Genomic DNA, 14,733 nt, shown 5'->3' on the forward strand with positions numbered 1-14,733 from the left:
GGGTCTATCCCCGCAGGCGCGGGGGAAACTCTTGTAGATAACCCTATAATCTACAAAAGCAATTCTTCAAATGAATCCATTTTTTTAATGATCAAATCAAGATAGGCGTTTTACCAGCCAGAGACCATCCACTTCCACTAATTCACGCGGTGGATCACCCAAGTTTTTTATCCCAACGCCGCCGATTTCATTCAGATCACGCCATACCATCACTATACTGCCTTGTGGTTCTGCTTGATACCAATCTGCCAGAATCTTCCAAGTTCTTGTTCTTACTCCAGCATTCATGCGTGGAGAGAGGTAGACTGCCGGAGCAATTTCCAGCATTACTGAGGAAAGAAATCCACGGTACCTATAGGGAACATCACGCGTCACTATCACTACCAGAGCCATTTATTTCCTCAGTACGTAATACTTGTTTGATTTTTTCGATCATGGCAGGAATGACATCCTGTTTCCTGAAAATAATGGAAGCCTCACGTCTTACCAATCGGTCTATGGTGGTTTCATCACCATCTATTGCTTTTTTCGCAGCCGAAAAAGCAATTTGCAATGTAATAGAATCGCGAAACAAATCAGCAATGTCTAATACAAATGCTTGCCCAGAATCTTCATGGATAAATCCAAGCTGGGGAATAGCTGCTAGTGATTGCGTAGCAATGGCAGCGGCAGCTTGCACGGCAGTTGCAGCATGATTAATCGCTTGGTTAGGGATATCAGCTGCATTGGGATCTTCCCGGTCATAATGCCGACCATTCCATTTAATACCATATTTTTCTGCCATGAGGCGGTAAATTGTCTTGACTCGGGCGCCTTCAATTCCTCGTAACGTATCTAAATCACGGTGGGGCAGCACCTCGCCCAGCCGCAAGGCATACATATGGCGCGCAACACTGACGCGGCGACGCGGACTACTCCATAACTCGACTTGTCTTCGTGCCACATCGGAACGATCTGGCATCAGAGGCGGTGCAGTATAGGTGCGTACGCCATCTGCTCCAATAGCTGCCATCAATGTGCCATGCCGTGCCAGCAGGCGCAGTGCATCATGGGTGACGCTGCTGCCCGGCCCAAGTAATATCATGGAGACTGCTTGATGGGGCACTTGAAGAATATGCGGGGTATCCGAGTTTTTACCTGATAAGAAATTCAAGCAGCCGTCAATGACACAGAGCTCACCACGTTCCAGCCAGATCAGGCCATGCCGATCGGTGTGAGGGATGCGGGCAGTTTCAAGCCCAAGACGGCCTTTCAGCATAATTTCGCAGGCTTAAGCAGTAACATCCCGAAACCAAACGCCCGGTGTCGCCCGATACCTCGTGCCAGCAGGCGGGCAAATGCCTCTGAATGTTCGACTTGTAATTGCCCTGTAAAAATGACATCAGGGCCGTTCACGAAGCATACTTTGCGCTTGCCATCGACTTCAGCAATTTTCTTGCGCAATACTCGGGTCAAGCAGAATGCGTCCATCCGCGCTTGGACAATTTGTGCCGCTCCTTCGACTGAAAACTGCTTGGTAAGCCAGTCGCGATAAACTAGAGCCCGTTGGGCAATACTTTCGTTATCAGCTGCAGGAAGAGTATCTGCCGTGTGTAAGTAGGCATCGCGTTCTCGGCCATCTTTAGCGCGAATGACTGGACGAATTCGTACTTCAAAGCCAAATGTCTGTCCTGTTTTCCATGTGGTGGGAAATGGACGTGCATCGAGCTCATCCAACCCCAATGCCCGCGCAACATCCGGTGTAGCCAGGCTGGCATATTGATGCAAAGTTTCCGGATTTTCAGAGGTGTAGGCCAAGAGCCCTTGTTTGCTGCCGAGGTAACGAAATGGCTTGGGAGCTTGCTCACCAAATACGGTATAGAGCAAAGCGTGCAAGGCGTAGCCATAATCACCATCAGGAGATAACACCCCGTGGCGAACAGCCCAGGCTGCGAGCGCGACGGCATCTGGTTGCAAGCGCATTAATTGAAACATCATAGTTACGCTCCTCGTGGCGTAAAACTGCCCTCGCGGATAGGTCGCCAACCACCATGTACGCCACTCGTCCAACTGCGTTCGTCACATACGTCAAGCAAACGATCACCGGCTAATTGGCCTTCACCATCAGGCCACTGCATCCGCACGGATTGGGCAGGGTTTATTTGAGGAGGGCACGCTATTTGGAGGGCATGGAGCACGTTGTCAGCTTCTTGCCAACCAGCAAAAATTCGTTGGCTGGGCAGACAGGATTTACGACCTATGAATAAGGGACGCGCTGGATGATCAAGCGCATGCGCAAGATCATCCAATGTAGGTGATTCATGCGCAGGCGCAAGGCGTAAGGCGACAAGTACGTCAAGATCGGCATGATAGTCGCGGTAGCGCAAATGGGGTCCTTGATAAGTGTTGGCACCGCCTCGCCTTTCTTCAGGAATACCCCAGGTAGTCCATCCTTTATCATCACCTGCCAATTGCGCAGTTTGAAAATCAGTGAAGCGTTGTGCCGGGGTATTCAATCGCGAACCCATGATCAGGCGGTTTTGTAAATCATCATGTAAAACGCGATCTTCGCGTCGCCAGCCAAGCGCATTGGCAAATAAGCCAGTAATCATGGAGAGTGCCGGAAAGTCGCGGATGACACCATAATTATCGATGGTTTCACCACCGAAGGCGATCAACGGCGCTTTTAGCCGAAGCAAAAGATGGCGCGGCATCTCAACAAACTCCTTGCCGTACTGTCTCGCTTGTCCATTCAGCCAATTTAGAAAGACTAACCCGTTCCGCGCCCGGTAAATCGATAGCGTCCAGCGCCAGGAAGCGCCGCGTCAGGGGCGCACCATAGGCTTGATCCATGGTGGACATTTCTTGCGCTAGACGTATCACGGCGCGTTGCCGGATACTATGTGTGCTGGTTTTGTCTTCCAGCGGAAGCGCATCATGAAACGCGCCGGCCAGGCTGCGTGGCTGCCAATCGCCCGCTTCTACCAGCATAAACTTTGCCCAGTCGAAGGGGGCAGTGGATCCCCGTTTGGCACCAGGACTGACAGTGGCAATCAAATGGAGCAGGTGCTGGACGACGCGCCCGGCCAACTCACGGCGCTCAACCGGCGTGCTGTCTGCAAAGCAGGTGTTTGCAGGAATGCCTTCCAGATTTTCAACCAATTGAGGAACATCTACTACTACATAACCATAGTAAAGGCCAGAGGCAAGTTCAGTATCGAAAATACCCGCTGACCCCAATTCACCGGCTTCCTGAATCAGATCATCGACCACCGTAAAATAATCATTTTCCACTTGCGCCTGATGCACGGTAAACGCATGGGATACATAAATAGAGGCATCCCGATTGGTAAGGATATCCGATGTTACCATCCGACCAAACAAAGCAGACTCAAGTCCGCTTGCGTGTTTGAGTGCCTCAATATTTTTCTTTTCATCTTTTAGAGCTTTTGCGATATTGGTTTTGAGGGTTTGCTCATCCGGACTGGCTAGTGCAATGTCAGTGCAGCGCTCAACTAAATAATCAATTTCTGGCTTACCCATTAACACAGCCTGACCCGTTTTGAGCGCATCCTCACCTTTTTTGTCCTTGCCGCCCTTATCGAGTAATCCTGCATCACGCAATGCTTCTGCAGCAGCTTGAGCCAAAGCTGCGGAAATACCTTTTTCCTGAATACGCTTGCTAATGAGTTCCAATGTGGCACGAGAACGAATTGCCATTGGGATTGATAATTTTGATAAAGCAAATTGATCGTCTGTCATCCGCCAGTGCCGCTTCAAGCACTGCGAAGAAATACGAGTGCGCACGGCATTGCCTAATGGTAAGCGCTTTGCCAGGCCAGCATCGTCACGATTCAGCAAGGCAGCAGGATAAGTGTGCAGAGTATGAATTTGAATAAAGCGCGGTAGCGGCATGATGGTCGAGCTCCAATGGTTAAACGAGGGTTTTGGTTTTTTTGTTTTCAGCAGAGAAAAAGTGTCCGGCGATTCTGAGGCGGATGTTTTCGGCTTTTTCTTCCTGGCGTCCTTGGCTGAGTATCAATCCACCTAACTCATGCCAATTGGGCGCAACATTCTTGCTGACCAGCAGGCGCAGCAAGCGTGGCAAGAGCTGACGAAAAGCATCGTCACGGGAGGTGAGCAGCTTGGTGACGCGGGATTCCGATATGTCCGCTCTACTAAATTGTTGACCCAAACTTTGACTGGCATCATGCCCAGCCAGCGCCATGCCATGCGCTATTAACGCCCAGCGTTGCCATGTTTCAGCATGCCATGTAGCCGGCTCTAATCCAGCATATAAGAATGTGCGTGATAACGCGGCAATCTGATGAGGGCGCCATTGCCCATCTGGATCTAGTCTGGCCAGTGCGGCACGTTCACCGTTATCCAATCCGTGTGTATCGCCTGTAAAACGCGCAGCTTCTGTAATGATATGTGCCAGGCGTGAAATTAATTGCCCCCTACCTTCAGATTGAAGCGATTTTCCAATTGCTGATTTTTCCGGTGAAACTGCATCAGTCAGGCTCATGCACAATTCCCTTGCTGTGGGTTAATTGACGATAATAATTGGCGAGTGTGGGGAGAGTTTTGCTGTTCCGCAGACTGCCGTGGAAACGGGACAAAGCGGTTGATCGGGCGCGATATCGCTGTTCGCTGCTTTGTGGTCCGGCAATAAATGCTTTCTTGAGAATAGCCTCGGCACGGTCTGCCATGGCTAGCAGCCACTGCAAGCGTGTGTGATCTGGATCATCTGATTCGATTTCAGCATTGAGCTCTTCAAAGAAACGTGCATCCTCGGCTCGTTCAAATTGTTGAGTAAAACCATTAGCCTTATCTTTCGCGCTATCGGAGAATTTATCTTTTACTGCGCCTTGATCGAATAAAGTTGCTAGCGCTGTCCACAGTACGGCACGCATTTCTCCAACCGCAACAACGCGATCTGAAGCAACTTTCGCTAGCCAATCAACCTGTTTTCGAAACAGCAAGCTGTGTGCTTTGGGGGAAATCGGAATACGGCGTTCGTGATAGCCTTCTGTTTTTCCCTGTCCTCTTGTCACACCTTGAGCCAGCATGACGATTCCTTCCATTCCATCCATAATTTCAGGTTGTTGCGCAATAGAACGGCGAAACTTGCTACCAAACAGGAGTTCAGACGCTAAGCGGTAGTGAAAACCTTCTGCACCAATAGTTAGTGCTTTGCCTGCGGCTGTGTCAATGGGTGTCCAAGGGTCGCCAGTAACGCCGTTTCGTTCCTTGGCTTCAACGCGAGCCACTTTACTCCCTGTCGCAATTGCACCCACTGTTTGATTGTTATCAAAATGAACCAAGCGTATGCGGCGACAGATTTCAATGTAGAAAGGATCAAGAGAGGAAAAGGCGAGACTGTCATCGCCATTCCATTCTTTTAGCCATAAAAGCTTGATGCCGCCCTCAGGCTGAAGACCGAAGTGTTCAATAATGTTATTCCGATGATTTAGCAATGCAGAGATATCTCTTTGCCAACGACGTCCCCAGCGACCTTTGGGAACCACACCCAGCGCCGGGCGACTTGCAAAGCCACCATTCATCCGGGAAATACCATAGTTACCGGCTCCCAAAAACCCCTCCTGGGTTTGCAAGCTAATCAACGCCATGACCCAATCATCCACCAGCGCTTGCTGCATTCGTGCAGCTTTCAGGTCATGATTTTTAGAAGTCACCAGCATGTCTATTTCATCAGAGGCGTGTAGCGTATTTTTCCAATTATCTACTTTGCCATCAGGCACAGGAGCCTGCATGAAAGCGGGCTTGTTATGCGGTGCAATCAGGCACCATGCTGCACCATCAGGGTAATCCGGTGTAAGCGCCAATAGTGCTGCCTTCCATTCCTGCGCTGTCTCAAATAGTTGATTTCGCCCGGCATGATGTAAGGTGATGACAGCGAGTTGGGTTAGGAAGGCATGCCAGGGATGGCGTTGGTGTGGGCGCAGCGCAGGGAAGTCGCGTATCTCGTCCTGGATCAGGGCAACAAACAGGCTCGGCAGGCTGTGTCGTACGATCTGCCCGCTATTTATCAGGCGAGCACGTATCAGCGGTTCATCAAGCAGAGAATAGCGCAGCGTCACAGTAGGTTCTTCTCCAGTATCCAGTAGTTAATTGTCCTTGAGACGTTCCAGTCCGAACCGAGTATAGCGAAATTGCGCTTCACCCAAACGGAAAGTCAAACTTGTTTCAGTTTGGTTAATATCACTTGACACCGCATCGAGTAGCAGATCTTTGGGCAGCAAATGGTAACGAATGGGAAGTTCTTCAATGGGTTCGCCAAACGGCCCGGGATGCTCAAGGTCAAAATAAAGAATCCGGTCTTGGGCACCCAGGCGGGTGGCAATTTGGGCATCGCTCGGAAACTCTTGCTCACCAAAAACTTGCTCAATATCCAATGCCTGTAAATGCCCGATGGTTCTTCGTGCGCCAGTTTCTCCCTCAACTTTCTGCCCGAGAATTTGCCAATCCTTGCCTTTCTTTTCTTGAATGGCATTGAGTTTATCGGGGTGTGTAGCTGCTTCCACCAGATAGCGATTATCATCCGGAATGAATATCGCGGGATGTTTGATCAGCAATTCCTGGGTTGCTTCCAATATGCGTAAATCCCCATAGATGCCACCGCCATTGTGAAACATGCCTAAACCATGCTGCGATTTACTGATGAGAGGGGTGAGATCATGTCCTGCTGGCGTTAATATCCAGGCCTGCGCGGATCGAAACGCTTCCGGGCGTTCTTGCGCTGGGCGTGCATGGCGATGCAGGCGGCCAATACGCTGCAATAACACATCCATCGGACACAGGTCGGTAATGAGCACATCAGCATCGATATCCAGGCTTTGCTCCAATGTTTGCGTTCCCACGACGATGCGTGGACCGGCTGGACGATTTTTACCTAGCTGCGCTTCGATTGCTTTATCCAGAATGGGGCGGTCTTGCCGACTAAAACGGCTGTGATGCAGCGTAGGCACGCCATTTGCAGAGAACAGCCAGGATTGATCCGGTATGCTGTTCTCGATGGCAACAAGAGTAGCGATAGCGGCAGGGACCGTATTGCGTATCACGAGCACTTTTGCGCCAAGCTTGGCTGCATCTATCGCCATCCTTGCGATGTCATCAGGCGCATTGATGACACCATGCATTGCCCATGTGATTTTCTTGGTGTGCCCAGTGGCTTCGACAGAATAGGTTTGTTTGTGATCGGAAATAACTGGATAAGGCACTGCACATGCTGCCTCAAACGACATGATCTCGACCTGTGATTTTTTCGCATTGGATGCGAGCGTCAAATAACGGTTTCTGGCGCTGGAGCCAAGTGTGGCGGACAGGAGCAATGCCTGGCCGCCAGCATTCAGGTGCGCTTTGAGTAACTGCTCCAATAGTACCGTCATATAAGCATCGGACGCATGTACTTCGTCCACTACCAATAAACTGCGCGCCAGCATGGCGTGACGTAAGTGTGCATGGCGTACTTGCAACGCACCCAGCAAAGCCTGATCAATCGTGCCAACGGCGATGGGGGCAGCGAGAAAACGCTTGCTGTTTTCTGCGGCCCAGCGCTGTTGTGCCTTGGCATCATCGGGATGATCTGACCAAAGTACCTCAAAGTTCGGCAATTGCCTGGCATCCCCACCATCAGCATTTACATAACCGGGTAAGGCACGGATAGTTAAAGGTGAATGTTCAGCCCATAGGTTCTTGATGGCAGTTTGAACACGGTGATAGACCTGTGAGGCAGCAACACGGGTCGGTAAAGCGAAATAAAGGCTATCTACCGCTCCGGTACGAAATAAATGCACGAATCGCCATAGCGCTGCTTCGGTTTTGCCGCTACCGGTTTCTGACTCGAGTATCACCAATGAACCAAGCTCCTGATTGCTCATGGCTGTCTGAATCGGTCGGGGTGCTGCAATACCAAAAGTATCTGCAAAACTGGGATCACGCTTATTTAGTTGGTTGCGCCAGTTTTCAGTATTTAATCCAATAGCTGAGATGGCGTTAAGTGCTTTTTCTTTCGCAGTAATGCTTCTATTTTCTTTTTCTTGAGAATACGGAAAGAAATCGGTATCGGATCCCAGCCAGTCGGCTAATTGTACCAGGCCAGCAAACAAGTGACCAAAAGCGGGTGAGTTGGGTAATGAATTGCTGCTTGATTCAAAGGCTTGAGGATAGTTATTTGCGATGCATTCACCTATGTCGCGTAAGACGATAGCAGGATCATAGCTGCCCGGAACTTGCTTCCAGATAAGCTTATTCCAGTCGCCTGGATGATCTTTAAGGGGACGGCCATGATGACTGATACTGGCAATTAATAGAGAATTACCGGCGTCGCCCCATGTGCAAATCTGTTCGATCAATGGCTCAATCGGTTGCCAGGCTTGCGTTTCATAAAATAGTTTGAGTGCTTCGAGACCATGTCCGGCGTGTTTAGGCCACGCTTTGGGGATATCCTGTTCGTTTTTCCAGCGTTTAGCCTGAAATCCGCTATTGGCTTTGCCAATATCATGCAAAAAAACCAGCACTGACAGGCGTGCGATATCACAATCATCCAGATTTCTTTTTGCCGCTCTTTCCAGGGATCGGCGAATGGATCGGCATGAGCAGAGAGATGCAAAGCAGGCCGCTACATCAATCATGTGATCGATCAGGGGATGCCAGTCAATGACCGTGCCAAGATCATCCCGTCGTAGTTTTCCAAAGGCGTGAAGTGGGGGAATGATCATTTGATAAGGTTTGTGCTTTATTTATACCTAAATGAATCCATCATCCAATCATCGAGGTCATCAATAAAGTTTGCTTGAGACAGCCGATGCTGTTCTTTCAGCCAGCTTTTGAAATATTTGTCATCTTGAATCTGTTGTAAATCTTGCTGCATGGCATTTAAATCTTGTTTAAGTGATACTTCCTCTACCCTTAGGCTGCGCTGCAGGCTGGTTGCGCTCACGGTTTCGTAAGAGGGAAGACCGAATTCTTGGCGAGCAACTTGACGGCGCTGGTGTAGTTCGTTTTCCAGTTCCTGGGCCTGTTGTTTAAGCAACCGCGTTAGTGCGGCAATTTTTTCTTCGGCCATTTTGGCGATCGATGCGGTGTCAGTAAGCTCGGTACGCAGCTGGATTTGCAGGAGCGTAATCAGATCACGGCGGTCATAAGCGGCATTAGCCTCGCTCATCAAAGTCGTTTTACGAGTGCGTTCCTCGGGGTCGTTCTCGCGGTCAGGGTGCAGCGCACTGGCGAGTTGGCGAAATACCTTGCGCAAAGTGGTTTCTGCTTCTTGTTGCTCTGCTTGGGCTTTGAGCTGGGCGGCACTAGGTTTTTTCTTGCGTGCCCTGGCTTGTTGACGTCTTTCCTGTTCAGCTTCAGCTGCTTCGCGCATCTTTGCCATACTGGCATTAAACACATCATGCAAGTTATCCAGTGGCTCGTCGTCGGCCAATGGTTCGCCCAGGATGTCTGCCATCATCTCACGTACCCCTAAAATGGCAGCTTGTTCCTTTTGCGCCAGGCTTTCAGTGCTGTGTTTGTCATGCAAGATTTGCATTTCCTCATCGCCCTCAGCTGCGAGCTGTTCACAAAGATTACACAGAATCAAGGTGGCGATACATTTTTGATTGGGGCTCAGGCCCTTGCGCGCCAATCGTCCATCCAGCCAAAGCACTAGTTCGCGTGTGAAAGTTCGATGGCGCTCGCGCAGCGGCGCAATCGTCTGGTGGTGGAGCGGACGATGCGCATCGCTGATGGTTTGTATTTCGATCAGCTGATTTTTGAGTTTTTCGATACGGCTGAGTAAACGGTTGAAGCGTTGCTGGCTCGGCGTTAACCCGGAATCTTGTGCAGTTAGTTTCAGTGCGCTTGTGGAATTGTTTTCTTTTTGTTGGTGAGCGGCAGGTAGTTCGTCGTCAAACAAATCAGGTTGGTGTGACATAGCGATCCTATTTGGTCGGTTGTTGTTATAGTCAAAGTACTTTTAGAGCACGAAAAATTTGGTAAAGTGCCAAGGCAGTAGATAAAGATTATAAGTCGCTAAATTGCAGAAAATAATAGAACTTTTTACTTTTCTTGAAGTCTTTTGATGTGTAGTTTTGAGCGCGTTGAGATGCTTTCAAGTTGTTCGCTGTAGTGTCGAGGATGGAATCGCCGATTCTTCCGTTATATACTTATCGGGCTATTCAAAATAATCCACCCAGTTTCCAGCTAAATTACCTGTAATATTCCGTGAATAATAAATTATATATCAAGACTTTTGGTTGCCAGATGAACGAGTATGACTCGGATAAAATGGCGGATGTACTGCATGCGGCAAGAGGCATGGAGTTGACGGATAATCCCGATGAAGCTGATGTAATTTTGTTCAATACCTGCTCAGTCCGTGAGAAAGCACAGGAGAAGGTTTTTCATGATCTCGGCCGGGTGCGGCACCTGAAAAAAACTAATCCGAATTTGCTGATCGGTGTCGGCGGCTGTGTGGCCAGCCAGGAAGGGGCAGAAATTGTCAAACGCGCACCGTTTGTTGATCTGGTGTTTGGGCCGCAAACTCTGCATCGTCTGCCGGAATTGATCGAGGAACGCGAATCAACAGGACGGCCGCAAGTTGATATTTCTTTTCCGGAAATAGAGAAATTCGATCATTTGCCGCCGGCGCGCACAGAAGGCGTGACTGCTTTTGTTTCTATTATGGAAGGCTGCAGCAAATATTGCAGTTTCTGCGTGGTGCCTTACACCCGCGGCGAAGAAGTATCGCGTCCGCTCAACGATGTGCTGGTGGAAGTGGCTGGCCTGGCGGTACAGGGTATTAAGGAAATCACCTTGCTTGGGCAAAACGTCAATGCCTATCGGGGAGAAATGGATGAGGATGAAATGGCCGATTTTGCGCTGCTGCTTGAGTATATCCACGAGATCCCCGGCATTGAGCGCATCCGTTATACCACCTCTCATCCGAGGGAATTTACCAACCGTCTGATCGAAGTATATGCAAAACTGCCCAGAGTGGTCAGTCACTTGCACTTGCCGGTTCAATCAGGGGCAGACAGAGTGTTAGCAGCGATGAAGCGTGGTTATAGCGCGCTCGAGTATAAATCGATCATACGCAGAATACGCGCAGTACGTCCCGATATCTCGATCAGTTCCGATTTTATTGTGGGCTTTCCTGGGGAAACGGATGCTGATTTTGAAGCGACTATGAAGCTGGTCGAAGAGGTGAATTTTGATGAATCATTCAGTTTTATTTATAGTCCGCGGCCAGGCACGCCCGCTGCCGATTTGCCCGATGACACGTTGCATGAAACGAAACTGGCGCGGCTCTATCGCTTGCAGGAAAGAATTGCTCAGCAGGCGCAGGCCATTAGTCAAGGGATGGTAGGGACAGCTCAGCGTGTTCTGGTAGAAGGGCCATCCAAAAAGAACCCAGACGAATTTTGCGGCAGGACTGATAACAATCGCGTGGTTAACTTTGCCGGATCGCCCGATCTGGTTGGTCATTTCATAAATATCAAAATTACGGCGGCATTGTCGCATTCATTGCGTGGGGAAATCATTAATGAATAGCGGCCGGTAGACGACAGTTCATTATCACTTGCAATCTAGCGTAACCCCTGCGAGAATCAACACGTCGTATTTATTTAACAAAAGTTTTGAAACCTAAACCTGTCGAGATTTCCTTTTCTCCGGCTGATAATCGGCGTCTTGCCAATCTCTGTGGCGCGCTAGATGAAAACCTCAAACAGATAGAAAACGCCTTGGATGTTGTGATTGCGCGCCGTGGCGAGCATTTTAGCCTACGCGGCCAAACCAAGCAGACGCAGCTTGCTGCCCAAGTACTGAAGAATTTTTATAACCAGTCACATCATCATCTCAGCGTCGAACAAGTACAGCTCGGTCTGATCGAAGCGGCCAATATGCGTCATTTCTCAGAGACGGTTACGGAGGAAGCAACTGCTGCCGAGATAGCCGTACCGAAACTGCTCACGCGCCGCAGCAATTTACATGGACGCACGCCACGGCAGGCGCAATATTTACAGCAAATCCAGGAGCATGATATTACCTTCGGCATTGGTCCGGCGGGCACTGGAAAAACCTATTTGGCGGTCGCCAGTGCTGTGGATGCATTGGAACGTGAAACCGTCGCGCGTATTATTCTGGTGCGGCCGGCTGTGGAAGCAGGCGAGCGTTTGGGCTTCCTGCCGGGCGATATGGTGCAGAAAGTTGATCCCTATTTGCGCCCGCTCTATGATGCGCTTTATGATCTCATGGGATTCGACAAAACCAGCAAGCAGTTTGAGCGCAACACCATTGAAATTGCGCCGTTGGCATTCATGCGCGGACGCACTTTGAATCAATCTTTCATTATTCTGGATGAAGCGCAAAACACCACGCCGGAGCAAATGAAAATGTTTCTGACGCGCATTGGTTTTGGCTCCAAAGCAGTGATTACAGGTGATATCACCCAGATTGATTTGCCCAAGAACCAGCGAAGCGGTCTGGTCGAGGCAGAGCATGTCCTGACAAAGATACGCGGGATTGCCTTTACTCATTTCAAAACCGAAGACGTCGTGCGCCATCCGCTAGTGCAGCGCATCGTCGATGCTTATGAGAAGCATGAAAAACGCCAGTAAGGTTCGCGAACCTGTATTCCCGGCAAATCATAAAAAATTCAAACTAGTGCTGCAATATGCCGCCGATTTTCCCGGAACGCCGAGCCGGTGGCAGTTTCGTAAATGGGTGAATGCTGCATTGATGCAAGATGCGCAAATCGTATTGCGTATCGTCGATGAGCAAGAGGGAAAAGAGCTGAATCGTCATTTCCGCGGCAAAGACAAAGCAACCAATGTGCTCACGTTCGTATACGATGAACTGCATCCCTTGTCAGGCGATATCGTCCTGTGCGCGCCGGTGGTGATCAGCGAGGCGCAGCAACAGCATAAAGATCTGGCTGCGCATTATGCTCATTTGACCGTGCATGGCGTGCTGCACTTGCAAGGTTATGATCACGAACATGACGCAGATGCTGCCATCATGGAGCAGCTCGAAACAAATATTGTCACCCGGCTGGGTTACGCTGATCCTTATCATGAACGATAAGATTGCGCGTGTTTTCCGCCAAATCCAGATTTTTCAACAGCGCGCTTCTGCGCATATATCTATCAATGATGAAATTTATCATGAGTAATTCCTCACCTAAAGTCAGTTGGTTTGAACATATCGGTGCACTGCTGTTGCGTCAACCCGAAGACCGTCAGCAGTTGGTAACCTTGTTGCATTCTGCGTATGAGCGCAATTTGCTTGATGCCGATGCGCTGACGATGATCGAAGGGGTGATGCATGTATCCGAAATGCAGGTGCGCGATATCATGGTGCCGCGCTCACAGATGGATACGATAGATATCAGCGAAAAGCCCGATGAATTCATTCCGTATGTGATTGAGAAAGGGCATTCACGTTTTCCGGTAACCGATGGCAGTAAAGATCATGTGATCGGTATTCTGCTGGCAAAAGATCTGCTGCGTTACTATGCAGACGAGGAGGAATTCGATGTGCGCGATATGCTGCGCCCGGCTGTATTTATTCCTGAATCGAAGCGGCTCAATATCTTGCTTAAGGATTTTCGCCGTAGCCGTAATCATATCGCGATCGTGGTGGATGAGTATGGCGGGGTGGCCGGTTTGGTCACCATCGAGGACGTGCTGGAGCAGATTGTGGGAGAAATTGAAGATGAGTATGACTTTGACGAAGAGGAAGTGAACATCGTAGCGGATGCAAGCGGTCATTACCGTGTCAAAGCAGTGACCGAAGTCGCCAGTTTTAATGAGACACTGGGCGCTAACTTCAGTGACGAGGATTTCGACACCATCGGCGGGCTTGTTACCAGCAATTTTGGCCGACTGCCAAAGAGTGGGGAATCGATCGTGATAGAGAATTTCAGGTTTACGGTATTACGGGCCGATAGCCGTCGTTTGCATTTGCTAAAGGTAGAGCGGATAGAGTCATGATTAGTAGCTATACTCTTCATTCATCAAATTTCGGCACCAACTATTCATAATAATAAATTTAAACAGATAGTTGTGATATGTATATGCCAAAATACATGAACAAACGGTATATAAAAATGTGGATTGGTTTGTTTTGTGGTACGAAATTAACTGGATAGGAAGAGCCGTATGAATCGAGAGGTTCACGTACGGTTCTGTGAGCACCTAAGGAGGAATCTCCCTTGGGTAACTCAACCTCTTTTCCTAAATCGTTTCATCATAAGGAACTCAGATTCCTTTTACAGTTTTTCTTACGTCGAACTCACGTTAACGATTATGGTAGTTGGCACCACCCCAGAAGATGAAAGAAGCTATGGGGTGGAAAGTAGCAGGTAGAGGTTGTAAGAGCCTGTTCAAAGTCTTTGCAGTAACAATGCCAAGAAAGCAAGATGGGCGAACTGTAGGCTGGTGTTGAGTTTACGTTCACAATTTTTCCACAGCCGACGGCATTTTTCCAACCATGCGAAAGAGCGTTCTACCACCCAGCGTTTCGGCATCACAGAAAACATGTGCAATTGACTGCGCCGAGCAATCTGCACAGTTGCGCCAATTGTGGTCTTCACTGCCTCAGCGAACGGTTACCCCACATATAGCCTACGCCACATAAAATGATTCAATTTTAAAGAGTTGCTCAACGGTTTGGTTTTGTTGTTTTCTGATTGCTTTGGCTTGTGCCCATTTGTGCTCAATGGGGTTAAGGTCTGGTGAATAT

13 protein-coding genes and 1 pseudogene are annotated in these 14,733 nt (G+C 49.3%); 4 read left to right on the plus strand and 10 right to left on the minus strand.

The features are described 5' to 3' along the window. Window positions 1–96 precede the first annotated feature (96 nt). Genes cas2e through J5I83_RS10480 form a run of 9 tightly spaced genes read right to left on the minus strand, consistent with a single transcriptional unit; the run spans window position 97 to window position 9,922 of the window. Window positions 97–393 (minus strand): type I-E CRISPR-associated endoribonuclease Cas2e, encoded by a 297-nt coding sequence (gene cas2e, locus J5I83_RS10440; RefSeq protein ID WP_304055754.1) that lies wholly within the window; start codon window positions 391–393, stop codon window positions 97–99. Then, complete coding sequence (gene cas1e / locus J5I83_RS10445; RefSeq protein WP_304055756.1) at window positions 365–1,258, minus strand: type I-E CRISPR-associated endonuclease Cas1e; 894 nt, start codon at window positions 1,256–1,258, stop codon at window positions 365–367. The genes cas2e and cas1e overlap by 29 nt, the downstream gene beginning before the upstream one ends. Then, a complete protein-coding gene (gene cas6e, locus J5I83_RS10450; RefSeq protein WP_304055758.1) occupies window positions 1,252–1,977 on the minus strand; it encodes a type I-E CRISPR-associated protein Cas6/Cse3/CasE in 726 nt (241 codons plus the stop codon). The genes cas1e and cas6e overlap by 7 nt, the downstream gene beginning before the upstream one ends. A 2-nt stretch (window positions 1,978–1,979) precedes the next feature. Next, window positions 1,980–2,693 carry a type I-E CRISPR-associated protein Cas5/CasD gene (gene cas5e, locus J5I83_RS10455; protein ID WP_304055761.1) on the minus strand — a complete coding sequence of 238 codons (714 nt, stop codon included), beginning with the start codon at window positions 2,691–2,693 and terminating at the stop codon, window positions 1,980–1,982. 1 nt (window position 2,694) lies between these two features. Further along, window positions 2,695–3,894: a type I-E CRISPR-associated protein Cas7/Cse4/CasC gene (cas7e, locus tag J5I83_RS10460; protein ID WP_304055764.1), complete on the minus strand. Its 1,200-nt coding sequence runs from the start codon at window positions 3,892–3,894 to the stop codon at window positions 2,695–2,697. 19 nt (window positions 3,895–3,913) lie between these two features. Continuing rightward, the gene (gene casB / locus J5I83_RS10465) at window positions 3,914–4,507 is read right to left on the minus strand and encodes a type I-E CRISPR-associated protein Cse2/CasB (RefSeq protein ID WP_304055767.1); all 594 of its coding nucleotides are present in this window, start codon (window positions 4,505–4,507) and stop codon (window positions 3,914–3,916) included. Continuing rightward, window positions 4,494–6,083, minus strand: a complete 1,590-nt coding sequence (gene casA / locus J5I83_RS10470; protein WP_304055771.1) for a type I-E CRISPR-associated protein Cse1/CasA — start codon at window positions 6,081–6,083, stop codon at window positions 4,494–4,496. Before casA ends, casB begins: the two co-directional genes overlap by 14 nt. 27 nt (window positions 6,084–6,110) lie before the next feature. Beyond that, window positions 6,111–8,723 carry a CRISPR-associated helicase Cas3' gene (gene cas3, locus J5I83_RS10475; RefSeq protein ID WP_304055774.1) on the minus strand — a complete coding sequence of 871 codons (2,613 nt, stop codon included), beginning with the start codon at window positions 8,721–8,723 and terminating at the stop codon, window positions 6,111–6,113. A 17-nt stretch (window positions 8,724–8,740) separates the two neighbouring features. After that, a complete protein-coding gene (locus tag J5I83_RS10480; protein ID WP_304055776.1) occupies window positions 8,741–9,922 on the minus strand; it encodes a hypothetical protein in 1,182 nt (393 codons plus the stop codon). Window positions 9,923–10,212: 290 nt separating this feature from the next. On the opposite strand from J5I83_RS10480, the gene miaB reads away from it, so the two are divergent. From miaB to J5I83_RS10500, 4 genes are all read left to right on the plus strand, one after another. Continuing rightward, window positions 10,213–11,541: a tRNA (N6-isopentenyl adenosine(37)-C2)-methylthiotransferase MiaB gene (miaB, locus tag J5I83_RS10485; RefSeq protein WP_304055778.1), complete on the plus strand. Its 1,329-nt coding sequence runs from the start codon at window positions 10,213–10,215 to the stop codon at window positions 11,539–11,541. A gap of 86 nt (window positions 11,542–11,627) precedes the next feature. Continuing rightward, a complete protein-coding gene (locus tag J5I83_RS10490) occupies window positions 11,628–12,608 on the plus strand; it encodes a PhoH family protein (protein WP_304055780.1) in 981 nt (326 codons plus the stop codon). Further along, window positions 12,592–13,074, plus strand: coding sequence for an rRNA maturation RNase YbeY (gene ybeY / locus J5I83_RS10495; protein WP_304055782.1), 483 nt, complete (start codon window positions 12,592–12,594; stop codon window positions 13,072–13,074). The genes J5I83_RS10490 and ybeY overlap by 17 nt, the downstream gene beginning before the upstream one ends. A gap of 80 nt (window positions 13,075–13,154) precedes the next feature. Further along, window positions 13,155–13,982, plus strand: a complete 828-nt coding sequence (locus J5I83_RS10500) for an HlyC/CorC family transporter (RefSeq protein WP_304055784.1) — start codon at window positions 13,155–13,157, stop codon at window positions 13,980–13,982. A gap of 392 nt (window positions 13,983–14,374) precedes the next feature. Here J5I83_RS10500 and J5I83_RS10505 read toward each other — a convergent pair. Further along, window positions 14,375–14,611 (minus strand): annotated as a pseudogene (locus tag J5I83_RS10505) (transposase); the annotation flags it as partial. Window positions 14,612–14,733: the final 122 nt, after the last annotated feature.

Origin of the sequence: Nitrosomonas communis, assembly GCF_024102715.1 — a bacterium.
Lineage (GTDB): Bacteria > Pseudomonadota > Gammaproteobacteria > Burkholderiales > Nitrosomonadaceae > Nitrosomonas > Nitrosomonas communis_B.

Coding starts and splice junctions, on each gene's coding strand:
- cas2e (WP_304055754.1), bottom strand. CDS start 393: ATGGCTCTGGTAGTGATAGTGACGCGTGATGTTCCCTATAGGTACCGT.
- cas1e (WP_304055756.1), bottom strand. CDS start 1,258: ATGCTGAAAGGCCGTCTTGGGCTTGAAACTGCCCGCATCCCTCACACC.
- cas6e (WP_304055758.1), bottom strand. CDS start 1,977: ATGATGTTTCAATTAATGCGCTTGCAACCAGATGCCGTCGCGCTCGCA.
- cas5e (WP_304055761.1), bottom strand. CDS start 2,693: ATGCCGCGCCATCTTTTGCTTCGGCTAAAAGCGCCGTTGATCGCCTTC.
- cas7e (WP_304055764.1), bottom strand. CDS start 3,894: ATGCCGCTACCGCGCTTTATTCAAATTCATACTCTGCACACTTATCCT.
- casB (WP_304055767.1), bottom strand. CDS start 4,507: ATGAGCCTGACTGATGCAGTTTCACCGGAAAAATCAGCAATTGGAAAA.
- cas3 (WP_304055774.1), bottom strand. CDS start 8,723: ATGATCATTCCCCCACTTCACGCCTTTGGAAAACTACGACGGGATGAT.
- J5I83_RS10480 (WP_304055776.1), bottom strand. CDS start 9,922: ATGTCACACCAACCTGATTTGTTTGACGACGAACTACCTGCCGCTCAC.
- ybeY (WP_304055782.1), top strand. CDS start 12,592: ATGAAAAACGCCAGTAAGGTTCGCGAACCTGTATTCCCGGCAAATCAT.
- J5I83_RS10500 (WP_304055784.1), top strand. CDS start 13,155: ATGAGTAATTCCTCACCTAAAGTCAGTTGGTTTGAACATATCGGTGCA.